The following is a 23769-nucleotide window of genomic DNA, read 5'->3' on the forward strand; positions in this document are numbered from 1 at the left end:
CAGCTGATAGAAACAGAAGCCACTGGAGCACCTCAAAAACACCATCATACACTAAATCAGTAAGTTGGCAGCATCACCAATTTTGTCAAAGAGGGACTGATAAACACTGCGTTCACTGGTCGTGGTGGTCGCGGCTGAAGAGGTATGTTCCTGAACAGACATCAACATATTCCTTTTATGTTCCTTTACTATTCCTGCCGATTTAGCGGAGGAAACCCTGTAGAGCGTTAAATCTCTTCTGGCATCATAGTTGCCAGCTCATTACGCAATTCCTGACTCAGGGCTGGATCCTTAAGGATTGTTTCCAGCTCGCGACGAAAAGCAGCGTTATCGAGTAAGTTAGATTTCAGGTCACGTAGTAAGTTACGCATAGCCAACAGAACACGTAATTGTGGGATATTTCGTGCGACCTGCTCAGGTTCAAAATCGCGGATATTCTTAAAGGTAAGGTTAATATCGTCCTTTCTGTCATCATCAGCTAACGTATTTTTAACACTTAAATTAACCACTGGTGAAAACTTGGCCAACACATCGTTAAAATTATTTTTATTAATATCTATCTTTTCACGCTCAGATAATGGTCGCTGCTCTCTGCCATTACTGAAATCACCGACAGTTAGTAGTTTTAAAGGCAATTCAACTTTCTTTTGAACGCCTCCGGTGTGTAAATCTAACTTAATATTAACGCGTGCCGTCGGCACTTCATTCTGAAAACTGTCACCCATACGTCCCTCTCAGACCGGCGACTCCTGCCGGTATTTTGCGTTTCCTAATGGAGCACGTTCCAATCGCTCAACATGTTTCTTACAACGTCATTTCTGCAGGCAGTTAACAATGGCTGTTGATGACAATTAACTATTATAATTATCACGCTAATGCAATCCGATATATTCCATAGGTAAAAACATGATCAATGTCATTAATTAATCGAATAACACATTATGTTTTTATATTTAAAATGACAATCAAGAAGATATTTATCTAATACAAACAACAATAATTATTTAATGATTGATGCATTCATTTAACGAATGCATTAATCATTAAATATCATTTACCATGAGAATATTTACTGTCATTTATATAAATATAGATACTCATTTAAATATAAGTGCTATCAATCTAATCATAAATAAAAAAAACCGGAGATATACTCCGGCTTTTCATATCTCACTCATGAGCGAGCAGAAAGATTAGTCTTCCTTCACCACAATCAGCGGTTCGATATCGCTCTCTTTTTTAATCACCAGCGACTCGTCACCACGCAGGCAGGTACCGCCATAGTTACCACCTACGGTAAAGGTACAAACCTGGATATATTTACCGGCAACTTTTGGCAGACACCAAAGCTGCTGATAAATGTTCTTCTGCTCGGCAAACTTACCGCTGGTTTTATCCAGTAGCTCTTCCTGATGACTCACCAGATCGATGTTGCTGCCACAACGTCCTGCAATAGGTTTCACCGCATAACCGGTTTGCGCCAGCTCTTCATTAACAGTGAAATCCGTATCAAGCAGATAACGGTGGTGCGGGAACAGTTGCCAAAGGATCGGCAGAATCGCTTTGTTGCCAGGGATAACCGTCCACAGAGGTTCGAAGACCAGCACTTCCGGGCGCAGCAACACATCGATTAAGCGCACTTCCTGATTCGTATGCCCGGTACGAATTGGCACCGCGGCGTACTCCGTTTCGCTAACCTCGCGCACCTGTTCAATTGCGGTTTCCCACGCCCAGGTCTTCCAGACGCAGTTCACCAGACGACCGTCCCCGTCAATCAATTGACCGGCGTCATCCCAGCGCAGTTCATCCAGACCTCGCAGAATTTTGCTGTCAAACCCGGCCTGACGCAGCGCCTGCTGCATAAACTGCGCGTGATAGTTTTCCTCGATATCCTTATCCTGCATGATGTGGACAAACGGACGTGCGCGGCTGTGCTTCCAGGCACCTGCCAGTTCGTTGATCAACCCTTCAGCCGGGTTGTGTCCCTGCCCTGTGTAACCACGCTCGGCCCATCTTTCGAGAATCAAACCGGCTTCGGTATGGCACGATGCGGAATCGGCGTTGTACTCATACACCTTCAGTCCACGTTCATCCATACAGAAATCCATACGCCCCGTAATCATATGATGCCGACGACGCTGCCAGGAAAGGCGCAGGCGCGGCCAGAGGATTTTCGGGATATCAAACAGCGCCAGCAGGTTGTCGTCTTTCAGCACCTTGTCGGTCGCATGCAGATACATCAGGTGCAGCTCGTTGGTGGCTTTAATCAGCTCCTGCTCGGCGCTCTCGGTAATGGTGAAGTACTGATGAGGGTCCTGATTAATCACATGCCCATTCGCCAGCACGTAGGCTTTTTGCAGCGGATCCTGTTCATCCAGCCATTTGCCGTCAAACTGCCCATTATCTTCCAGTCGCGCACCGCTGATTTTCAGCGAGTCATTGGCGATCTCCGGCTGCGGCAGGCTGTAACGGGTATCATCGGTCTGAATCATCCAACCAAGGATAGTGGTGTCGTCAAAGGTATCACACAGGGTATAACAACCGTTCTCAACCACCATCTCCAGTTCGCGGGTCCACTGCTGTCCGGGAGGCAACGGCGTATGGAGCACGTTCTGCTCGGCAATACGGATTTTGTTTTCCAGCAACTGGGTGACGACCGCCACATGCCCGGTATCTTTAAATTCGCCGCCTTTTTGCCAGATAAGCAGAGCGCCTGCTACCGGCGCGCGGGGCGAACCATTCGGAAATGCCTGTAACGGTAGGATGTTGTCATTCACTACTTCGCGCAGGAAGCGTAAGGAGAAGATCTCCCAGGCCATACCCACATCGGTGAAGACCATGCCATAGTTTAGGAAGAGAAAGCGGCGTGCGAACTCTACGCACTGCCATTTGTGGCCCATGTATTCATCGTCGATATAGCTGCGAAATGCCGCATCATCGTCGTAGTCCCGTGGGTCGAGGGAGCTGTAATCTGAAGAGTAGATTGCTACGCCACCTGGGGCGTAGCCCAATAATGTCCCGAATGGGGCATCCTGACTGGTCGTTCCTTTGCTCATGCACCTTACCTCAAAACAATACAGCCTGAGCAGGTTGGCGTGAATTTTTCGCTCTGGTTGCCTGCTCTGCGACACTAACCGGACAGAGGTCGACATCATCATACACCTCAACGCAGCGGCTGGCGCTCAGAGGCGAAAAATTCACAGCAGGAACTACGCTTTGGTCAGGGTGACCGGTACGCTTTTATACGCCGGAGTCAAACTTTGTGTATCTACTGCATCCAGCGAAAGCAGGACATTCGCTTCAGGCAGATAAGCGCCAATTGAGCCAGCCGCCATGTTGTAAATCACCACCGTTAAGCCGTACATGATGCGATCCGCGCAGGGCTGACCGTTGTCGTCCAGCGCCTGAACGTTGACCACATCACCCTGGCTCAGACCGCGGCTCGTTGCTTCTTCGGCGCTTAAAAACACCACATCCCGACGACCGGTAATGCCACGATAGCGATCGTTCATACCATAAATCGTGGTGTTGTACTGATCGTGGCTACGCAACGTCGCCAGCACCAGCGCATCGGCAGGCTGATGTTCCCGCTCCACCGCCCGCTGATTACTGACGATAAAGTTGGCTTTGCCATTCGCCGTTTGCCATTCACGGCGCGAAGCAGGCGTATCCATACGAAATCCGCCCGGCTCGGCAATACGTGCGTTGTAATCGTGGAACGCCGGGATCACGGCTTCAATGGCGTCACGGATCAACGCGTAGTCCCCGGTAAATGCTTCCCAGTTGATCGGTGAACGCGGTAGCGTGGCACGCGCCATGCCCGCCACAATCGCGGGCTCCGATTTTAGCCAGCGGGAAGCCGGCTTCAGCGCGCCGCAGGAAGCGTGAACCATCGACATAGAATCTTCGACGGTCACCGACTGGATCCCCGTCGCCTGCATGTCGCGCTCCGTTCGGCCTAATGCAGGTAGCAGGTAGTTATGCTTTGCCAGCAGCAGATGAGATCTGTTCAGTTTGGTCGCCACATGGACCTGCAGATCCAGATTTTTCATCGCCGCAAAGGTACGCTGCGGCTGGGGCATCGCTACCGCCAGATTGCCGCCCATGCAGATGAGCGCTTTTGCATCTCCCCGCTCGATGGCCCGAATACTCTCCACGCTGGAGCGGCCATGTTTGCGCGGAACACGGATAGAAAAATGCTTCTCAAGGCGTTGCAGGAAGTCTTCGGACGCCGCTTCGTTGATCCCTACAGAACGATCGCCCTGCACGTTAGAATGACCGCGTAACGGGCAGATCCCCGCCCCCGGCTTACCCATATTGCCTTTCAGCAGCAACAGATTTACCAGCTGCTGGACGTTCTCGGTGCCGTTTTTATGCTGAGTGATGCCCAGACCATAACAAACAATCGTGGCGCTGGATTTACTGTAGCTGTGCGCCAGATCTTCCATCTGACTGCGCGTCAGGCCCGAGTCCTGTTCCAGCTCAGCCCAGTTATGCTGACGTAAGTCGTCATACAGCGCTGCATATCCCGCGGTATGTTGGTCGATAAACGCATGATCGAGCGTCGGCTGCTGATCCAGTAGGATCCGCGCTTCGTCCATTTCGATTAGCGCCTTCATTATGCCTTTGAGCAACGAGGCGTCCCCGCCCATTTTTACCTGGTAGTAGTCGTTGCTCAGCTCCGTCGCCTGACCGGTGAACATCTCTTTCGCGCTTTGCGGGAAGCTAAAGCGCTCAAGCCCCCTTTCGTTCAGCGGGTTGATGGAGATAATTTTGGCTCCTCGTTTGGCAACGTCGCGCAAGGTGGTCAGCATGCGCGGATGGTTAGTGCCAGGGTTATGCCCGATACAAATCACCAGATCGCAGTGGTCAAAATCATCAAGTTCAACGGTCCCTTTCCCAAGGCCAATAGCGGGCGTTAGCCCTGCGCTGGTCGGTCCATGGCACATGTTTGAGCAATCAGGGAAGTTACTGCTGCCATATTCGCGGGCAAACAACTGATACAGGAACGCCGCCTCATTTGACGTTCTGCCGGAGGTGTAAAACTCAACCTGCTCCGCTGAGTCATAGCTGCGCAGACGCACGCCGATCTCCCGAAAGGCGATATCCCAATCCACCGCCTGCCAGGTGTCTGACGCTGCATCGTATTTCATTGGATGCGTCAAACGTCCAATGTTTTCCAGCTCATAATCGCTGTAGTGCCACAGCGTGGAAACCGGGTGACAGCTGAAAAATTCCGGTGACGCTTTCTTACTGGTTGTCTCCCAGGAAACCGCCTTAACGCCATTTTCGCATAGCTCCATTGGCGCACGATGCCCTGGGTCCGGCCACGCACATCCCGGACAATCGAACCCTTTCACCTGGTTCATTTTGAACATCGCGATAATGTCGCGCGCAACAGCCTTTTGCGAAAACACCGAAGCAGTGACGGCTTTTACCGCGCCCCACCCACCCGCAGGGCCCTGATAACCGCTTACTCCTGGAACACCATTTTTCATTATTACTGCTTATTCGCCGCCAATTTTTGATGGTGAATACGGTAGCAATTTCCGTCCAACATTGATTTCCTCTTCATGGAGTACGGGCCAGGTACAATGAACGGGTTAGATTTATCTTCCCCTTTCAGCACAAAGCGACATAAAGTCCCAATCTGTTAAATTGAGTTCTACCTAACTGCTACACTGCATCAACACAACCACTCAGAAGGCAGGTCAATATGTCAGACAATACCTATCAGCCCGCGAAAGTCTGGACGTGGGAAAAGTCGAACGGCGGCGCATTCGCCAATATCAACCGCCCGGTTTCCGGTGCCACCCACGAGAAAACGCTGCCGGTTGGCAAGCATCCGCTACAGCTCTATTCGCTGGGTACGCCAAACGGGCAGAAAGTGACGATTATGCTGGAGGAGTTACTGGCGCAGGGCGTGAAGGGCGCGGAATACGATGCCTGGATTATCCGCATCGGCGATGGCGATCAGTTTTCCAGCGGCTTTGTTGAGGTGAATCCGAACTCGAAGATCCCGGCACTGCGTGACCACTCGCAAAACCCACCGGTTCGCGTATTCGAATCTGGCGCAATACTGCTCTATCTGGCGGAAAAATACGGTTATTTCCTGCCGCAGGATTTGGCAAAACGTACCGAAACGCTGAACTGGTTGTTCTGGTTACAGGGTGCGGCGCCGTTCCTCGGCGGTGGTTTTGGTCACTTTTACAACTATGCGCCGGTAAAAATTGAGTACGCTATTAACCGCTTCACTATGGAAGCCAAGCGCTTACTCGACGTGCTGGATAAGCAGTTAGCACAGCATAAGTTTGTGGCTGGAGATGAATACACCATTGCCGATATGGCGGTCTGGCCATGGTTTGGCAATGTGGTGCTGGGTAACGTGTACGACGCGGCAGAGTTCCTCGATGCAGGAAGTTACAAGCACGTGCAGCGCTGGGCAAAAGAGGTTGCCGCGCGTCCGGCAGTTAAGCGAGGTCGTATTGTAAACCGCACTAACGGGCCGCTGAACGAGCAGCTTCATGAACGTCATGACGCCAGCGACTTCGACACCAATACCGAAGATAAGCGCCAGGGTTAAAATGCCTGATGGCGACGCCGGGGCGTCTTATCAGGCCTACAAAGATGCCATGCCGTAGGCCGGATAAGGCGTTTGCGCCGCCATCCGGCATAAAATCACGCGCTGGTGACGTCGTACTCCATGCGGCGAAGTGCGTCTAACGTGGCTTTAGCTTCATCTTCATCAATGATGCTCATGGCGAACCCTACGTGCACCAGCACCCATTGCCCGACCAGCTCAGCGGTATCACCTTCACAAATTAGGGCAATATTGACATCACGTTTGATGCCGCACACTTCAACCTGCGCAAGCTGGTGAATATCTTCACCAACGGCCAGAACCTGACCAGGGACTCCAATACACATATCTGACTCCGCCCCATAGCAACCTATGGGTTATTCGACTTCAATACTTTTCACTTTCAGTGAATCGCCTGCATCAACCCGCAGACGATCGCCCTGACATAGTGGACACTGCGCATCATGCTGGGTGATTTCCACAACCTGACTGCAATCCCAGCACCATGCCTGGGCTGGTTTGTAATCAATATGCAGCTCACACCCTTGCGCCAGCGTGCCCTGACAGACGATGTCGAAACTGAAACGGACGGCGCTCTCTTCAACGCACGAGAGCGCTCCGATTTCCAGCCAAACGCCGGTTACACGTTTGACACCGTGCTGCTCTGCCTGCTGTTGAACAATCTCAACCGCGCTCTGACAAAGGGACAGCTCATGCATTTTCGCAGTTCCGACGACCCAGCAGTAGCGCGCGACGATTTAGCTGCGGCGCATTCGGATCGCTCACCGGCAGCGATAACAGCATGCGCGCGCAATCGTCAGTCAGACGCACACCTTCTTGCGCCGACATGCTGTGCGAAAGCGGCGACATCAGTGAACAGGAAAGGTATTGCGATACGCCATCCAGTTCACCAACGGTAAAGGTCATCTCGCCATACGGCAGACGCAGCCCGATTTTTTCGCTGACTTTACGCACCGGCCAGATCTGGTCCGGCCCGGGGAAAATCAGTGCGCTGAGCATCCAGGGTGTGATAACACACCCCGTCCACTGTCCTTCAAACAGCGTAAAATCAGAGACATACACCGGCATGTTCGGATGCAAGAAAGAGAGATCGTGCATCGAACGCCGGGCAACCTCTTCAAACGCTGCCTGAATCTGCGTCTTCGGGGCCGTCTGAAAACCGACAAACTCCTCAGACATGAGCCGCCTCCCGAGGGATCGCTTCAACGCCTGATTCGCGAAGCGCGGCAAGAACCTGCTCCAGCGCCGGTTCAATCATCGCTTCAACCGTTGGCGTTAGCCCGATATGCGGTTCCAGCGATTCCGGAATAACGCCGACTAAGGTCAGCTTTTTCGGAAACTCGCCGGTAAAACGCAGGGCCGACAATACGTCGGCCAGGCCAAGCTGGTGCGGTGAGATTTTGTTGGTAAACAGCGCCGGGATCTCTTCATCCCGCAGGATCATCATCGTTCCTGGCGTGTTTTTCTTCGACACAATGGCGTCAGCAATGATCAGATGATCTCTGTTCGCCATATCGCCGAGAAGCTCCATCCCAGCCGTACCACCGTCCAGAACATCAACAAAGTCTGGCAGGATGTACCGTTGCTCTAATGCCTCAACGATACGTACCCCGATGGCTTCGTCGGTCAGCAAAATATTGCCGACCCCTAAGACTAATATCCGCATTACAGAACCTTAACTGAGACCACTTCGTTCCCGTCAACGTCCACCACATGCACCGCACATGACATACAAGGGTCGAAGGAGTGAATGGTACGAACCACTTCCAGCGGTTTGTTTGGATCGGCAATCGGCGTACCTACCAGCGAGCGCTCATATGGTCCCACTTCATCATTAAAGTTACGTGGGCCAGAGTTCCAGGTTGACGGTACAACCGCCTGGTAGTTGCTGATAATGCCGTCTTTAATCACCATCCAGTGAGACAGCATACCGCGTGGCGCTTCGAGGAAACCAACACCTTTGAATTCACCCGTTGCCGGAATATCCGGTTTCACGAAGGTGGTGTGGTCGCCCTTACCGATGTTCACAATCAGCGCGTTGTACTGATCCTGCAGAACGTTCTGCAGTTCACAGCAGTGAACGGTACGGCCAATAATACGGCCCAGCGTAGAGTGCAACTGCGACACTTCGATAGTTTTACCAGTCAGCTTGGTGTAAATCGCGATGATTTCATTCAGCTTGGCATGGGTAGACTCGCGTTTGGCCGCCAGTTTACACAGCATGTTGGCCAGCGGACCCACTTCAACCGTTTTACCGTAGAAGGTCGGTGCTTTAACCCAGGAGTATTTGCCGTCGTCTGACCAACCGGTGTAATCAGGAACCGTTGTGCCTTCCCACGGAGCCTGCGGCGCTTCGTCTTTGTACCACGCGTGTTTCGCACTCTCCTGAATCCCTTTGATCAGGTACTCATCTGAGTGAGAGGTGATCGGACGATAGGTCGAAAGATCGGCATCGGTGATATAACCGCCCGGGAACAGGAAGCTGCCGTTTTTACCGTCTGTCGGGAATTCCGGCGCACTCAGGTAGTTAACCGCACCCTGACCACGTTCCAGCCACTCAGGATAGAACGCAGCAATAACCGCGGTATCAACCTTGTACACCTGCTCAACGAAGTCGCTCAGCTTATCGATGAAGGACTTGATGTACATCAGGCGTTCAAGGTTCAGCACGCCGAGGCCGTCAAGGTTAATTGGGTTAGCAACCCCACCTACCGCCAGGTTCTGGATGTGCGGCGTTTTACCGCCTAACAGTGCCACAACGCGGTTGGCATCACGCTGGCATTCCAGCGCTTGCAGGTAGTGTGCGACCGCAATCAGGTTCACTTCCGGCGGCAGCTGCATTGCCGGGTGACCCCAGCAACCGTTAGCAAAAATGCCTAACTGACCGCTGGCAACAAGATCTTTGATCTTGTTCTGAACCTTGGTGAACTCTTCTGCGCTATTCAGGTGCCAGGAGGACACGCCGTTCAGCATGGCAGACGCTTTCGCTGGGTCGGCTTTCAGTGCAGAAGTGATATCCACCCAGTCCAGCGCAGACAACTGATAGAAGTGAACAATGTGGTCATGCGTGGTGTGCGCGGCCAGAATGATGTTACGGATATACTGTGCGTTCACCGGAACATCAATATTCAGCGCACTTTCTGCTGCACGAACGGAAGAGATAGCGTGAGTGGTCGTACAAACGCCACAGATACGCTGCACAATCATCCAGGCATCGCGCGGATCGCGGTTTTTCACGATCTCTTCCATGCCACGCCACATGGTGCCGGAAGCCCATGCTTTAGATACCACGCCATTTTCGATTTCGCAGTCGATGCGTAAATGACCCTCAATACGGGTTACCGGATCAATAGTAATTCTCTGGCTCATGCTTTGCTCGCCTCATGACGATTTTGATCGTTTTGTTTTAAAGGAGGAAGTATCGGCAGTAGACGAATGAGTACGATGTATGCACAAATCTCAATAGCCACAAAACCAATAGAAATCAACAGCTCTTCCCAGGTCGGGAAGTAGTGGTAGCCACCACCAGGATTGAACGCCACCAGCGAATAGGACAGACGCCATGTTGCACAACCCAGCAACGCGCTCAGCGCAGACAGATACAGCATGCGCGAGTCATTACGCAGCTTAGTGACGCGCAGCACCACCAGCGGGAAGACCATCAGCACGACTTCAAGCCAGAACATCAGGGAGTAAAGATCGCCTGAGAACGCATAGGACAGCTTGTCGCGATAGATCAGTTCGCCAAAGCGCAGGACGACGAAAATCGCCAGCAGCACGCTGATGGTATTCGTCAGCTTGATGAACAAACTTTTCTCGTCCGGACCGTTACCTTTCAGACCGGCTTGTACCAACGAGCCTTCAAAGATGACGATCGAGAAGCCCATAATAAAGGCGGTTAATACCGAGAAAAGCGGCAGCATTTCATAAGCTTGCCATAGCGGATGCACCTTATAACCCGCAGAAATCATCAATGAACCCATTGAAGACTGGTGCATGGTTGGCAGCAGCGCGCCGAGGGCAATAATAAAGAACATCACTTTATTCAAACGTTTGAGGGAAACTTTCCACCCCAGACGTTCAAACAGAGCCGGAGCAAATTCCAGCGCCATGATGCCGATATAGATGGTCATACAGACCGCCGTTTCGAACAGTACCGAGTTCACGTTGAAGTGGCCCGGAATGTAGAAATACGGCAGGTTCCAGTAACGACCGACGTCAATGGTGATCGACAGACCACCCAGCGAGTAGCCAAACAGGCTCGCCAGCAGCGCCGGACGAACCAATGGATGGTATTGTCCTCTGTTGAAAACGTACACCGCCCATGCCAGCGCCCAACCGCCGCACGCGAAGCCAGTACCAATCAACAGGTCAAACGCGATCCATACACCCCATGGGAAACCGCCGTTCAGATCGGAGACTGAGCCCAGTCCGAAGACCAGACGTTTCACGATCAGGAGCATACACAGGACGATAAGCGGCCCAAAAATAATGACCGGTTTGCTGATTATTTTTCCGCCCAGCGGTTTAGGATCATGACTCATGATCGTCTCCTCCATCGTGATGGTCGTTTTTCGTGTTACGACGAACCAGCACGGTTAAGCCCGCCAGCGCAGCCAGGGGTAATATCATGCCCTTGTACAGGGAATGTTGAACATGTTCGGAACGCGCACCAGTTGAAAGATCATCCAGCTTCGGCAGATCCAAATCCTCGTAAGGAACACCCGTCAGTACCATAACCTGCGTACCACCGCCTTCTTTCTCACCGTACAGGTGCGGGTAGTACTTCGGTACCGTATGCAGATAGGTATCGCCTGCTTTCACCGTCTGACGCGGATAGTGGTATTCGCTACCAGGCTTCAGCGCGAGACGTTTTTTCGCCTCAGCCATCAGCTCTTCACGCGTACCAAAAATCACCGCACCGGCAGGGCACACTTCAACACAACCCGGTAAACCACCTTTGTCCAGACGCTCAACGCCTTTCTGGTTACACAGTTCACATTTGTGAAGCGCACCAAACGGGTTGTTGTAGTCGTACTTAGGCACGTTGTACGGGCAGGCGACCATACAGTAACGACAGCCCGTGCAGACATCTTTGTCATAATGGACGATGCCGGTTTTCGGATCTTTCTTCAGCGCGGAGACCGGGCAAACGGAAACGCAGTTCGGATCAACACAGTGCATGCACTGTTTCTTGATGTATGCGTAGCCATTTTCTTCCTGGTCTTTGTTAACGCCTGTTCCGCTACGCCACACCTGAATGATGTTATTGGTATACGGCGACAGTTTGTCGTTGTTCGACCAGGTTTGCTCGCCTTCCGGGTTACGCGCCGGGAAGTTGATATCCTGACACTTGGTGACACAGGCCTGGCAGCCTACGCACAGCGTCGAGTCATAGAGCATCCCAAGAGAACCTGGGATCGGCGGACGGTTTTCTGCAGCCGCATGGCTGATGGACGGCGCTGCGCCCAACAGCAATGCCCCGCTGGAGGCTGCTTTTATAAAGTTACGTCTGTTCACGGTTATTCTCCCCGTGAGTCAGCGTTATCTTTCTTCTGCTGACGCCCCAGTTCACGAACCGCCATCACGCTGACACCGGCAACCAGTCCTACTACGCCACCCAGCAGTCCAATCGCCCCGGCAGAAACATTGCCGCCTTCTTTCATGTTGACGTCAGGTTTCTCGGAACGCGGCGTTTGGTTTTCCACATGAGCAAGCTGGTGAATACCTTTATGGAAGCCGACGCCTTCTTCGTTACAGCCGTAGCAAGGGTGACCGATAGCCACCGGCCACACGCCACCCACATCGCAGAATTGCAGCGTTGAGCAGTTGCCGTAGGTTTCTGGCCCTTTACAGCCCAGATGGTAGAGGCACCAACCTTCACGGTGGCCTTCATCACCAAACTCTTTAGCAAAACGACCAGCATCGAAGTGCGGGCGACGTTCGCAGTGTTCGTGAATCAAACGGCCATAGGCGAATGTCGGACGGTTTTTGGTATCCAGCTTCGGCGGCTTACCATAAGTGATGATATGCGCGACCGTTGCGAGGAAGTTATGCGGGTTCGGCGGACAGCCGGGGATGTTGATGATGGTTTTGCCTGGCAGAACTTCTTGCAGGCCGACGGCACCCGTTGGGTTAACGCCAGCGGCAGCAACACCACCCCACGCGGCGCAAGAGCCGATGGCAATGATAGCGGCTGCGCCTTCTGCGGCCCGGCGGATGTGATCCACGATCGGCTCACCGGCAACCATGCAGTAAATACCATTATCTTTCAGTGGGATAGAACCATCTACTACCAGAACATATTGCCCTTTGTACTTCTCCAGAGCGTTATGTTTGTTCTCTTCGACCTGATGGCCGAAGGCGGCAGAGAGCACCTCATGGTATTCCAGAGAGATTGTCTCCAGAACGAGGTTTTCCACTGTAGGGTGTGTCGCGCGAAGCAGCGATTCAGTACAACCCGTACACTCCTGAGCACCAATCCAGATAACCGGTGGGCGCTGAGGACGAGAAACTGATTCGGCCATTTCTGCGGCGGCTTTGCTACTGAGCCCCATGGTAGCGGCCAGTGCTGCACAAAGCTTCATGAAATCACGGCGATTAATGCCGCTCGAATTGATGAGAGAGTTATCTCCAGTCATTTTATAGTTATTCCGTTGCGAAGACCTGGCTTTTATTTTGCACCATTCGCATGTTGCATATTGCGATCGGCGCGCCATTACCACACTTTTTATATGGTTATGTGCATTATAATACTTCGGCGGAGCAACAAAACGAAGGCGTAGGTCAATAGTGTAATTAATTAAAGCAAGATAATACCCCTTTCGGATCAAGCTTCGAGTCGATAGCCGGCCATGAAAAACCGAATTGTTGTACTGGACTGGTTCTCTTTAAAGAAATCCATCACCATCTCTTTATCCAGCCCATAACGGCGCGTCAGGATCCCCGCTTCCCACGCGCTGAGCTGTCGATCGCCCGTTTTTTCAAACATTCGATGTGAAAATCCCAGCACAAAACCACGCTTATAATCCGCACAAAAATTCGCCACCGAGCGTGCACTATCCGCACTTGAGGCGTTTAATCCGGCCATCAGACCTTTACCAAAATGGTTGTCCATGCATAACCTCCAATCGCTATATAATAAATTATATAGCGATTTTTTAAGCAAAGACCAGAGGTATCACGAACTTTTTATAACGGCTTAAAAGGACACCCACTCATCCGTTTTAGCGGCCGCAGACGTTTTGCTGTCTGCTGAAGAGGAAGCGGTTTGGCTGGCTGTGTATTGCACATCATTAGCGGAAAGGCGGAACTGTTGCACCGAACGTTGCAGCTCCTCTGTTTGTCGTTCCAACGCTACTGCCGCGGCGGAAACTTGTTCTACCAGCGCAGCATTCTGTTGCGTTACGCTGTCCATCTGCGTGATCGCCACGCTCACCTGCGAGATACCCTTATTCTGTTCTTCCGAGGCAGAGGCAATTTGCTTCATGATGACAGTCACTTCGGTGGCGCCGCGCAGAATCGCCTCCATGGTTAATCCTGTTTCTTTAACCAAACGAGCACCCTGATCAACACGACGCGATGACTCGCCAATCAGCGTCTCAATCTCTTTCGCCGCCCCGGCGCTGCGACTGGCAAGGTTGCGTACTTCACCGGCAACGACGGCAAAACCGCGCCCCTGCTCGCCTGCCCTGGCTGCTTCAACCGCCGCGTTCAGCGCCAGAATGTTGGTCTGGAAAGCAATGCTATTAATAACTGACGTGATTTCCGCGATCTGTTTAGAACTGGCGGCAATGCCGTCCATCGTCTCAACCACTTCCGAAACCAGCGTGCTCCCTTTGCCTGCCGTTTCTGTGGCCGTATCGGCAAGCTGGCTGGCTTCACGCGCATTTTCTGCGTTCAGTTTTACCGTTGCGGTCAGCTGCTCCATGCTGGCAGCGGTCTCTTCCAGTGCCGCTGCCTGTTCTTCAGTACGTGAGGAGAGATCGTTATTCCCGGTCGAAATTTCCGTCGCCCCTCGCCAGATATTGTCACTACCTGAACGGATGGTACTGACGGCTTCACGCAGGCTATCCTGCATCGCGCACAATAACGGCACCAGTTGACCCACACAGTTACGACCAAAATCTTCGATGGGATGGCTGAGATCGCCCTGCGCAATCTGCTGGAACTGTTGGCGAATACGTCCCAGCGGTTTCACCATCATGGAAACAAGGTAGCGGTCGGTAAAGAAAAGGAGGGCAATCCCAAGGATAACGGCGGTGATAATTAGCGTCCGGATGATAGAGGTTTTGCCATCGACCATCACGCGGGTGGTATCGAGTCGCTCGCCTGCCGTGGCGTTAAAACGCTCGGCACTGGCGCCAAATTCACGGCTCAAAGCGGGTGTAATAGTGCTGGCATGCTCCGCAAAGGCCGTAAGCGTACCCTGCTGCGCCAGCTGCATTTGCGGGATCACGCCGTTGTCCAGCAGCGCCTGCCACTTCGTCAGTACTGCGTTAGCGACGTCAGGGTCCATAGGGCCCGGAGATAATGTTTTCATCTCCTGGAGTTTTTTGCTCATATTCTCAAGGGACTGTTGCGCCGGCGCAAAATCAGGCGTTCCGCCACTCATTTTGACATCCATGGCGCGACTTAAGCGCGTTACGAAGCGAAAGTACTGATCGTTGCCCTGACTGAGAACCGTCATCTGATGGACAAGATGACGGTCAATATCATTGCCTTCAGATATTTTTGATAACGAATGAAGACTGAATAAACCCACGCCCGACCAGAGCAGGCAAAAAAGTCCCAGTATTGCCAGCATGACAATACGAATAGTGAAGTTTTTCAGCAAACGCATAATAATTTCCTTGCCGTTGATGAGGAATTCGCCATCAGGCGATACTTATCCTTGTTATCGGCAGGCAGTAGAGAAGATATAATGCGTTCTTTATTTTTTTACTTTCTTAAGTACATCCACTCTCTCTCCACACTATATCAATATGAATGCTAATGAAATTAGGTAGCATTATTATTCAGGTAATTAGTTATAAGCATTAAATAATCTATTGTTTTCTATCGCAAATATTTGTTAAACCACGCAAGAGTACGTTCCCAGGCTAAATCAGCGGCAGCTTTATCATAACGGGGGGTCGAATCGTTGTGAAAGCCATGATTAACGCCGGGATAGATATAGGCTTCATAGACTTTCTTATTGGCCTTAAGCGCCGCTTCATAGGCAGGCCATCCCTCATTAATACGTGTGTCTAATTGCGCATAGTGCAGTAATGAAGGCGCGTTTATTTTGGGGACATCTGATGCAGGAACCTGCCGCCCATAAAAAGGCACCGCGCAGGCCAGTTCAGGGAAAGCTACAGCAGCGGCATTCGACACACCACCACCGTAGCAAAATCCGGTGATACCTACCTTTCCCGTCGTCCCTGAATAAGATTGCATAAATTCAATGGCGGCAAAAAAATCGTTCATCAACTTTACGGGGTCAACCTGCTGCTGCAATTCCCGACCTTTATCATCATTGCCAGGATATCCCCCTACCGAACTTAATCCATCCGGCGCAAGTGCCATAAAGCCCGCCTTCGCCACCCGCCTCGCCACATCTTCAATATACGGATTCAGCCCACGATTCTCATGCACTACCACCACCGCCGGAACTTTCCCTGTCACCTTCGCAGGTTTAACTAAATACCCCCGCACATCACCATGCCCTTCAGGCGAAGGATAGGTAATATATTCCGCCAGAATATCGGGATCGGTAAATTCTACCTGCGTTGCGAGGGCATAATTGGGTTTCAATAAATTGAATAAAGCCAACGCCGTCATGCCACCCACTGCATATTTCGCTGCCAGATTGAGAAACTCGCGTTTCGTTATTTTGCCATGCGCGTAATAGTCATAGTAGTCGAGCAGTTCTTGCGAAAAATCTTTGGCAGTCAAACGCGGCATCGTCGCACTCCTGATTGATGTTTTTTTAAGCAAAGCACAGTGACCTGTTTTTGCCCAGTTTTTCATCTCAGTGTGACCTGGTGAACGGGATATTCACCGTGAACCCGCTAGAATAGAAACGTTGTTTCGAAATTCACCTGCACTAAGGAGATCTCATGGCCTGGTTTGCCAATCCTGAACGTTACGAGCAGATGCTCTATCGCTACTGTGGGCGCAGCGGTTTGCGTTTACCCGCGCTATCGCTGGGTTTATGGCACAGTTTTGGGCACGTTCAGGCGCTGGATTCACAGCGAGCCCTGTTGCGTAAAGCATTTGATTTAGGCATCACGCATTTTGATTTAGCCAATAACTATGGGCCGCCACCAGGCAGCGCAGAAGAGAATTTTGGCCGATTGCTGCGCGAGGATTTTGCACACTATCGCGATGAACTGATTATCTCCACCAAGGCAGGCTATGACATGTGGCCTGGGCCATATGGTTCTGGCGGTTCGCGCAAATACCTGCTCGCCAGCCTCGACCAGAGTCTGAAACGCATGGGTCTCGACTATGTCGATATCTTCTACTCTCACCGCGTTGACGAAAATACGCCAATGGAAGAGACCGCCTCGGCGCTGGCCCACGCCGTGCAAAGCGGTAAAGCGCTGTATGTCGGCATCTCATCCTATTCCCCGGAACGTACGCAGAAAATGGCCGAGCTGATGCGGGAATGGAAAATTCCATTGCTGATCCATCAGCCGTCTTACAACCTGCTTAACCGCTGGGTAGACAGCAGCGGCCTGCTGGATACGCTGGAATCCAACGGTATGGGCTGCATCGCATTTACGCCGCTGGCTCAGGGACTGCTGACGGGGAAATACCTTAACGGTATTCCGGAAGGTTCACGCATGCAGCGTGAAGGGAAAAAAGTTCGTGGGTTAACGGAAAACATGCTGACGGAAGAAAACCTTACCAGCCTGCGTTTGCTTAATGAGATGGCGCAACAGCGTGGACAGTCGATGGCACAAATGGCCTTAAGCTGGCTGCTAAAAGACAACAGGGTAACGTCGGTATTGATTGGCGCCAGTCGACCGGAGCAACTGGAAGAGAACGTTCAGGCGCTGGCGAATCTGACGTTCAGCGCCGAAGAACTGGCGCAGATCGATAAGCACGTCGCGGACGGTAAGCTGAACCTGTGGCAGGCCTCATCTGACAAATAACCGTAGGTAATCCCGTGCCGGGTAGCAACGTTGTTCTTCCCGGCACGTAATACGGGCCAGCCAGCTCCTCACACCTCTTCTGCTTTGATTTCTGGGCGCTGATATTCCGGCCACACCAGCGCGACAAGTGCAGGATAGGCTTCCAGGCTGAACTCCCTGAAGCACTGACGTAAGTTAAGCACGTCCAGATCGGCATGCGGGACTTTCTCGCCACTTAGGCAGCGTTTTTTAATATTGTCGTAATATTTATACACCGCAGAGTTGAGATCGCTGCAACGCCGCTGTGCATCAAATAGCCCTGGCGTCTCATTCAGCTCCACCATTGTCATCCGTTTGATCGTCGAGTGGATAAAATCGATATATTCGTGATTGACACGCCAATACCAAACCGGAGTAATCGAATTCATCAGTACCGAGAAATGATCTTCACCCTCTTCTTTACTCAGTATTTCCGGCTGGTTTTCAGCGTATCCATTTTCTGCATTACGGTTTTTATTTGCACTGTGCATCAACAAAAGTACCCCGCAAGTCAGCAATAGCAGGGTAATAACAGAATAAAATATACTGTTCATATACTGGCTCCATTTTTTTTGATTTTAAAATTACGCCATGCTATTGTCAACGCGGCATGGTTTATTTAAAACAACATATCATTGGCATCAAAGGATATTTCAACATGCTTCCCGAGCATCTTGTTCCCTCGCGTTTTCACTTATCCAGCTCACCTGACAATACCACCTCTACAGATAATAGTGAAAATTTGACTCAGGGGAAGATAACATTAAGCGATTACGAATCCGATATTTTGATTAGCTCAACCGCTACCGGTCAGTCACGGAATATGCTATTTGAAGAGTGCGACCGCCATTTAAAAGAGCGTCTATTTCGTGCAGCAAAAATTGAGTCATTCTCTCGCCTGCTCAATTCACTACAGGCAGAAGGCGACATTAATGCACAAGAATTAAGTAAAATTTTGACTCAAAAAACAGCCATCATAAATGAACAGGGCAACAAAATTTGGCTTAATTTAATTACCCGTGAAACCAGCGATCCTATTTTTTATTCTCTGGAAGAGAAATAAAATGAAAGATGTTGAGGATAATAATGTTTATTTGGCTTTAGATAACCATAAAAGCGATGAGTTTGTCTTAAAGCAAAATTTAGCCGTGTTGATTGCCAATAAAAACACGACACTGGAAAGCGTTGCTCAGGAGATAGTCTCTATTCCCGCTGCACTGGTGCGGATGAAATGGCAAAATCGCCGTGAAATATACTCGCTACAGGCTAAAGAAGAGATCTACGGTGCCGCGATCGAAGCCATTATGGAGCAGCAACCAGAACTGCGGGACAAAATCATGGCCCGACTGGAAAGCACCTACCAGCATATACTCGCGCGGGAAACGGCCACCTTACGCCTGACGCGAAAGCTGTCTGAAGGGAACTACGAACCCACCAGAATAACCACGGTCGCGTTAGATGAGAACAGATAAGAACAAGTGTGCGAGGGAGTTGAATCAGGAGAGGCACGCCGGGTAAGGCGGCAACCATTACCCGGCATGATGAGGATTACTTCGCTTTCACAGTCTCTTCGCCAACCAGACCAATCTTCAGGAAGCCCGCCTGATGCAGCGTATCCATCACCTTCATCATGGTTTCATAATCAACGGTTTTATCTGCCCGGAAGAAAATCGTGGTGTCTTTCTTCCCTTCAGTTAGCGCATTTAGCTCGTTAATCATGGTTTCATCCGTCACCTGATTGTTGCCAATAAACATACTCTTATCGGCTTTAACTGACAGGTAAACCGGTTTTTCCGGACGCGGCTGCGGCGTGCTGGTGGAGGCAGGGAGATTCACCTTCACATCTACGGTTGCCAACGGCGCGGCAACCATAAAGATGATCAATAAAACCAACATAACGTCGATAAACGGCGTCACGTTGATTTCATGCATTTCACCGTTATCGTCCAGGTTTTCATTAAAGCTCATTGCCATGGAACATTATCCTACACGTAATTTCTGCGCTGCACGTACCGGATGCGCGGATGCGCTCGCGTTCAGGTCCAGATCGCGGCTTTGCAACAACAGCACCTGTGCCGCGACGTCGCCCAGCATCGCTTTATAGCTGCCAATCTGACGTGCGAAAATGTTGTAGATAACAACCGCTGGAATTGCTGCGACCAGACCGATTGCGGTCGCTAACAGCGCTTCTGCGATACCCGGCGCAACAACGGCCAGGTTGGTCGTTTGGGTTTGTGCAATCCCGATGAAGCTATTCATGATGCCCCATACGGTACCGAACAGACCGACGAAAGGAGAGATAGCCCCGATGGTGGCCAGGTATCCGTTACCGCGGCCCATATGGCGACCTACCGCAGCCACACGACGCTCCAGACGGAAGCCGGTACGCTCTTTAATGCCTTCGTTATCTTCGCTGCCTTCTGACAGTTCCAGCTCGTTCTGCGCTTCGTTAATCAACTGTGCGCCCAGGCTTTTGCCATCGAATCCTGCGGCAATCTCACTTGCCTGATCTAAAGAGCGGGCTTCCGCCAGCAGTTGCTGTTCACGCTTAAGGCGGCGTTTCTGAGTAAATAACTCAAGGCTCTTACTAAAGAAGATAGCCCAGGTGACCACTGACGCCAAAATCAGCCCAATCATCACGCACTTAACCACGATATCGGCGTGCTGATACATACCCCAGACGGAAAGATCCGTCTGCATCAAATTATTACCCACTCTGTATCTCCAGGACGCAAATCACAAAATCTGAGCGTAATCATATCAAAACGACGTCGAATTGATAGTCGTTCTCATTACTATTTACATATTGCCGCACCTTTGGTTTCTTTTCCTTGCGCTCACGCAGTAAAAAAGTCACCAGAAGCATTTTGAGATTATTTTCTACTGTATGGCCGTTCTGCAGGATGCGTCATCTTTGATTCATGGTAGTTTAGACATCCAGACGTATAAAAATAGGTAAGACAACATGGCAGATAAGCAACTTGAAACCAAACTCGTTCACGCAGGACGCAGTAAAAAGTACACGCTGGGCTCGGTAAATAGCGTGATCCAGCGCGCTTCTTCGCTGGTTTTTGACACCGTAGAGGCCAAAAAACAGGCCACGCACAACCGGGCGAACGGCGCACTGTTCTATGGACGTCGCGGAACCCTGACGCATTTCTCTCTTCAGGAAGCGATGTGCGAACTGGAAGGTGGCGCGGGTTGCGCACTGTTCCCCTGCGGTGCGGCGGCCGTTGCCAACACCATCCTTGCCTTTGTGGAGCAAGGGGATCATGTGCTGATGACCAATACCGCCTATGAACCCAGTCAGGATTTCTGTACCAAAATTCTCGGCAAGCTCGGCGTGTCCACCGGCTGGTTCGATCCGCTGGTTGGCGCCGATATCGTTAAGCACATACAGCCGAACACGAAAGTCGTATTTCTGGAATCTCCCGGCTCTGTCACTATGGAAGTGCATGATGTTCCCGCTATTGTTGCCGCCGTCAGAAGCGTCGCGCCGGATGCAATCATCATGATTGATAACACCTGGGCTGCCGGGGTGCTGTTCAAAGCGTTGGATTTTGGCATCGATATCTCTATTCAGGCAGGCACCAAATATCTGATTGGTCATTCTGACGGCATGGTCGGCACGGCGGTATCTAATGCCCGCTGCTGGGATCAACTGCGCGAAAATGCCTATCTGATGGGGCAAATGCTGGACGCCGATACCGCCTATATGACCAGCCGTGGACTGCGTACGCTGAGCGTTCGCCTGCGTCAGCACCATGAAAGCAGCTTAAAGGTCGCCGAGTGGCTGGCCAGCCATCCGCAGGTCGCCCGCGTGAACCACCCGGCACTGCCCGGCAGTAAAGGCCATGAATTCTGGAAGCGTGATTTTACCGGCAGCAGCGGCCTATTCTCCTTTATATTGAATAAGAAGCTCAATAATGAGGAGCTTGCTGCGTATCTGGATCACTTCAGCCTGTTCAGCATGGCCTACTCCTGGGGCGGTTTTGAGTCGCTGATTCTCGCCAACCAGCCGGAACACATTGCGGCAATCCGTCCGCAAGGCGAGGTGGATTTCAGCGGAACGCTCATCCGTTTACATATCGGTTTAGAGAATGTTGACGATCTGATTGCCGATTTGGCCGCAGGATTTGCCCGAATCGAGTAAAATTGCCACAGATGGACATATATGCAGACACTTCTGGTGGAAAAGTCTGCAATTGTTGCGTCCGGGATCAAGGCATCCCGGGCAATTCAGGAGTACAATCCACACATAAACGCTGTTCCACAGGAAAGTCCATGGTAGTCATTCAAGATATTGTCTCCGCGCTCTGGCAACACGATTTTGCCGCACTGGCGGATCCGCACGTGGTGAGCGTGGTGTACTTCGTCATGTTCGCCACGCTGTTTTTAGAAAATGGCCTGCTGCCCGCCTCCTTTTTACCCGGAGACAGCCTGTTATTACTGGCAGGAGCGCTGATCGCTCAGGACGTGATGAGTTTTTTACCTACCATAGCTATTCTGACGGCCGCAGCCAGTCTGGGCTGCTGGCTGAGTTATATTCAGGGACGCTGGCTAGGCAACACGCGCACGGTGAAAGGCTGGCTGGCGCAATTACCGGAAAAATACCATCAGCGCGCAACCTGCATGTTTGACCAACACGGTCTGATGGCGCTGCTGGCAGGGCGTTTTCTGGCGTTTGTTCGCACCTTGCTGCCAACGATGGCGGGCATTTCAGGGCTTCCTAACCGTCGGTTCCAGTTTTTTAACTGGCTGAGTGGCCTGCTGTGGGTCACCGTCGTCACCAGTTTCGGCTATGCGCTGAGCATGATCCCGTTCGTTAAACGCCATGAAGATCAGGTGATGACCTTTTTAATGATCCTGCCGATTGCCCTGTTAACCGCAGGTCTGTTGGGAACATTGTTCGTGGTGATTAAAAAAAAATACTGTAGCGCCTGAGTATTATCCGTAGCCGGGGTAATCCCCGGCATTTTGCCTGATGGCGCGCAGCTTTATAGCCTACGGTGTACCTGTCAGGCCTACAAGAAATCAACTCCCCTGCATCATACGAATTCTTGCCGCATCTTCCCCCGGCGTTACGCCAAAGAAACGTTTGAACTCCCGACTGAATTGCGATGCGCTCTCATAACCGACGCGCATGGCAGCCGCACTGGCCTTCATTCCATCGTGAATCATCATCATCCGCGCTTTATGCAGGCGATAACTCTTAAGATATTGCAGCGGCGACGTGCTGGTAACCGCTTTAAAATTATGATGAAACGCCGACACGCTCATGTTCGCCTCTGCCGCCAGCTGTTCTACATTGAGGTTTTCGGTGTATTTGGTTTCAATCCGCTTCAGTACCCGGCTTATCAAACTGAAATGCGTCTGGCGACTGACCAGCGCAAGCAAGGCACCGCCACGCGGCCCGGTCAACACATGGTAGAGGATCTCGCGAATAATCTGTTTCCCCAGAATACGCGCATCCAGCGGCCGCTCCATTACATCCAGCAGGCGCTCTGCGGCACAGAGAATTTCGTCAGAGAGTGTCGCAGAGTTAATCCCACTGGCAGCCATGGCGGGCTGGAACAGTTCGTCTTCCCCAATGTCCATCAGCAGCTCCTGCAATTGCAGAATATCGACATTCAGGTAAATACCGGCCAGAGGAACCTCCGGCGTCGCATAGGTTTCACATTCAAAGGGTAAAGGTACGGTTAGCAGCAGGTATTCGTTGGCGTCATAGCGAAATATGCGCTCATTGATGTAACCAATTTTATGTCCCGAAAAGAGAAATATGATGCCTGGCTGATACATGACTGGTGTACGTGCCGCCGGCTCCGTACCGTATAGCAGGCGGACATCTGGCAGCAGTTCGTTAAGTCTATTTTCATTGCTTTTCAGCTGCTTAATTTTATCTGTCAGCAGAAGGCAGATCTCATCACGGTTCATGGAGCACCATTTCATCATCGGTTTTCGACCCTGACATAATGCGCAGATTTATCCGTTTTCTCCAGCAGTCTGTAG

At 51.4% G+C, this 23769-nt stretch carries 24 protein-coding genes; 6 read left to right on the forward strand and 18 right to left on the reverse strand.

Going from position 1 to position 23769, the window contains the following annotated elements:
* Positions 1-227: 227 nt before the first annotated feature.
* From tssB to OGX92_RS19330, 3 genes are all read right to left on the reverse strand, one after another.
* Positions 228-725, reverse strand: coding sequence for a type VI secretion system contractile sheath small subunit (gene tssB / locus OGX92_RS19320; protein WP_048225523.1), 498 nt, complete (start codon positions 723-725; stop codon positions 228-230).
* A 468-nt stretch (positions 726-1193) separates the two neighbouring features.
* Complete coding sequence (gene gss, locus OGX92_RS19325) at positions 1194-3056, reverse strand: bifunctional glutathionylspermidine amidase/synthase (RefSeq protein ID WP_003828343.1); 1863 nt, start codon at positions 3054-3056, stop codon at positions 1194-1196.
* A 153-nt stretch (positions 3057-3209) separates the two neighbouring features.
* Positions 3210-5498, reverse strand: a complete 2289-nt coding sequence (locus tag OGX92_RS19330; RefSeq protein WP_286586970.1) for an FdhF/YdeP family oxidoreductase — start codon at positions 5496-5498, stop codon at positions 3210-3212.
* A gap of 218 nt (positions 5499-5716) precedes the next feature.
* Between OGX92_RS19330 and yghU the strand changes: the two genes are divergently transcribed.
* Positions 5717-6583: a glutathione-dependent disulfide-bond oxidoreductase gene (gene yghU / locus OGX92_RS19335; RefSeq protein ID WP_003828346.1), complete on the forward strand. Its 867-nt coding sequence runs from the start codon at positions 5717-5719 to the stop codon at positions 6581-6583.
* 95 nt (positions 6584-6678) lie between these two features.
* Here yghU and hybG read toward each other — a convergent pair whose 3' ends face one another.
* The 11 genes from hybG to yghX all read right to left on the reverse strand — a co-directional run bounded on the left by hybG (position 6679) and on the right by yghX (position 16546).
* Positions 6679-6927, reverse strand: a complete 249-nt coding sequence (hybG, locus tag OGX92_RS19340; protein WP_003024459.1) for a hydrogenase maturation factor HybG — start codon at positions 6925-6927, stop codon at positions 6679-6681.
* A 30-nt stretch (positions 6928-6957) separates the two neighbouring features.
* Positions 6958-7299, reverse strand: coding sequence for a hydrogenase maturation nickel metallochaperone HypA (hypA, locus tag OGX92_RS19345; protein ID WP_003828349.1), 342 nt, complete (start codon positions 7297-7299; stop codon positions 6958-6960).
* Positions 7292-7780 (reverse strand): hydrogenase-2 assembly chaperone, encoded by a 489-nt coding sequence (hybE, locus tag OGX92_RS19350; protein WP_003828350.1) that lies wholly within the window; start codon positions 7778-7780, stop codon positions 7292-7294. Before hybE ends, hypA begins: the two co-directional genes overlap by 8 nt.
* On the reverse strand, positions 7773-8267 hold the full coding sequence (locus tag OGX92_RS19355) for a HyaD/HybD family hydrogenase maturation endopeptidase (RefSeq protein WP_003828351.1): 495 nt from the start codon (positions 8265-8267) through the stop codon (positions 7773-7775). The genes hybE and OGX92_RS19355 overlap by 8 nt, the downstream gene beginning before the upstream one ends.
* Positions 8267-9970, reverse strand: coding sequence for a hydrogenase 2 large subunit (hybC, locus tag OGX92_RS19360; protein ID WP_003828353.1), 1704 nt, complete (start codon positions 9968-9970; stop codon positions 8267-8269). The genes OGX92_RS19355 and hybC overlap by 1 nt, the downstream gene beginning before the upstream one ends.
* Positions 9967-11145, reverse strand: a complete 1179-nt coding sequence (gene hybB / locus OGX92_RS19365; protein WP_003828354.1) for a Ni/Fe-hydrogenase cytochrome b subunit — start codon at positions 11143-11145, stop codon at positions 9967-9969. Before hybB ends, hybC begins: the two co-directional genes overlap by 4 nt.
* The gene (gene hybA / locus OGX92_RS19370) at positions 11135-12121 is read right to left on the reverse strand and encodes a hydrogenase 2 operon protein HybA (protein WP_003828357.1); all 987 of its coding nucleotides are present in this window, start codon (positions 12119-12121) and stop codon (positions 11135-11137) included. The genes hybB and hybA overlap by 11 nt, the downstream gene beginning before the upstream one ends.
* A 2-nt stretch (positions 12122-12123) precedes the next feature.
* Positions 12124-13242: a hydrogenase 2 small subunit gene (hybO, locus tag OGX92_RS19375; protein WP_003024486.1), complete on the reverse strand. Its 1119-nt coding sequence runs from the start codon at positions 13240-13242 to the stop codon at positions 12124-12126.
* Between the two features lie 188 nt (positions 13243-13430).
* Positions 13431-13718 (reverse strand): DUF2623 family protein, encoded by a 288-nt coding sequence (locus OGX92_RS19380; RefSeq protein WP_003024490.1) that lies wholly within the window; start codon positions 13716-13718, stop codon positions 13431-13433.
* A gap of 84 nt (positions 13719-13802) precedes the next feature.
* Positions 13803-15443, reverse strand: a complete 1641-nt coding sequence (locus OGX92_RS19385; protein ID WP_063941825.1) for a methyl-accepting chemotaxis protein — start codon at positions 15441-15443, stop codon at positions 13803-13805.
* A 215-nt stretch (positions 15444-15658) separates the two neighbouring features.
* Entirely contained in the window at positions 15659-16546 is an 888-nt protein-coding gene (gene yghX, locus OGX92_RS19390; protein ID WP_286586984.1) for a YghX family hydrolase, read from the reverse strand.
* Positions 16547-16701: 155 nt separating this feature from the next.
* Between yghX and OGX92_RS19395 the strand changes: the two genes are divergently transcribed.
* A complete protein-coding gene (locus OGX92_RS19395) occupies positions 16702-17742 on the forward strand; it encodes an aldo/keto reductase (RefSeq protein WP_032945003.1) in 1041 nt (346 codons plus the stop codon).
* A 68-nt stretch (positions 17743-17810) separates the two neighbouring features.
* Here the strand turns inward: OGX92_RS19395 and OGX92_RS19400 are convergent, their stop codons facing one another.
* The gene (locus tag OGX92_RS19400) at positions 17811-18314 is read right to left on the reverse strand and encodes an ESA_00282 family adhesion-associated protein (protein ID WP_003828365.1); all 504 of its coding nucleotides are present in this window, start codon (positions 18312-18314) and stop codon (positions 17811-17813) included.
* Between the two features lie 104 nt (positions 18315-18418).
* Here OGX92_RS19400 and OGX92_RS19405 point away from each other — a divergent pair, with 104 nt between their 5' ends.
* Positions 18419-18823, forward strand: a complete 405-nt coding sequence (locus OGX92_RS19405; protein WP_003828367.1) for a hypothetical protein — start codon at positions 18419-18421, stop codon at positions 18821-18823.
* A 1-nt stretch (position 18824) separates the two neighbouring features.
* Positions 18825-19232, forward strand: a complete 408-nt coding sequence (locus tag OGX92_RS19410; protein WP_148361476.1) for a cytoplasmic protein — start codon at positions 18825-18827, stop codon at positions 19230-19232.
* A 76-nt stretch (positions 19233-19308) separates the two neighbouring features.
* On the opposite strand, the gene exbD is transcribed toward OGX92_RS19410, so the two are convergent.
* The gene (gene exbD, locus OGX92_RS19415; RefSeq protein WP_003828370.1) at positions 19309-19734 is read right to left on the reverse strand and encodes a TonB system transport protein ExbD; all 426 of its coding nucleotides are present in this window, start codon (positions 19732-19734) and stop codon (positions 19309-19311) included.
* Positions 19735-19740: 6 nt separating this feature from the next.
* A complete protein-coding gene (gene exbB, locus OGX92_RS19420) occupies positions 19741-20475 on the reverse strand; it encodes a tol-pal system-associated acyl-CoA thioesterase (RefSeq protein ID WP_267394880.1) in 735 nt (244 codons plus the stop codon).
* A 250-nt stretch (positions 20476-20725) separates the two neighbouring features.
* Here exbB and metC point away from each other — a divergent pair, with 250 nt between their 5' ends.
* Together metC and yghB are read left to right on the forward strand one after the other, a co-directional pair.
* Entirely contained in the window at positions 20726-21913 is a 1188-nt protein-coding gene (metC, locus tag OGX92_RS19425; protein WP_003828372.1) for a cystathionine beta-lyase, read from the forward strand.
* A gap of 131 nt (positions 21914-22044) precedes the next feature.
* Positions 22045-22704 (forward strand): DedA family general envelope maintenance protein YghB, encoded by a 660-nt coding sequence (gene yghB / locus OGX92_RS19430; protein WP_003024510.1) that lies wholly within the window; start codon positions 22045-22047, stop codon positions 22702-22704.
* 90 nt (positions 22705-22794) lie between these two features.
* Here yghB and OGX92_RS19435 read toward each other — a convergent pair whose 3' ends face one another.
* On the reverse strand, positions 22795-23694 hold the full coding sequence (locus OGX92_RS19435) for an AraC family transcriptional regulator (protein ID WP_032934199.1): 900 nt from the start codon (positions 23692-23694) through the stop codon (positions 22795-22797).
* Positions 23695-23769: the final 75 nt, after the last annotated feature.

The sequence above is a fragment of the Citrobacter sp. Cpo089 genome (assembly GCF_030332695.1).
GTDB classification, from domain to species: domain Bacteria; phylum Pseudomonadota; class Gammaproteobacteria; order Enterobacterales; family Enterobacteriaceae; genus Citrobacter; species Citrobacter portucalensis.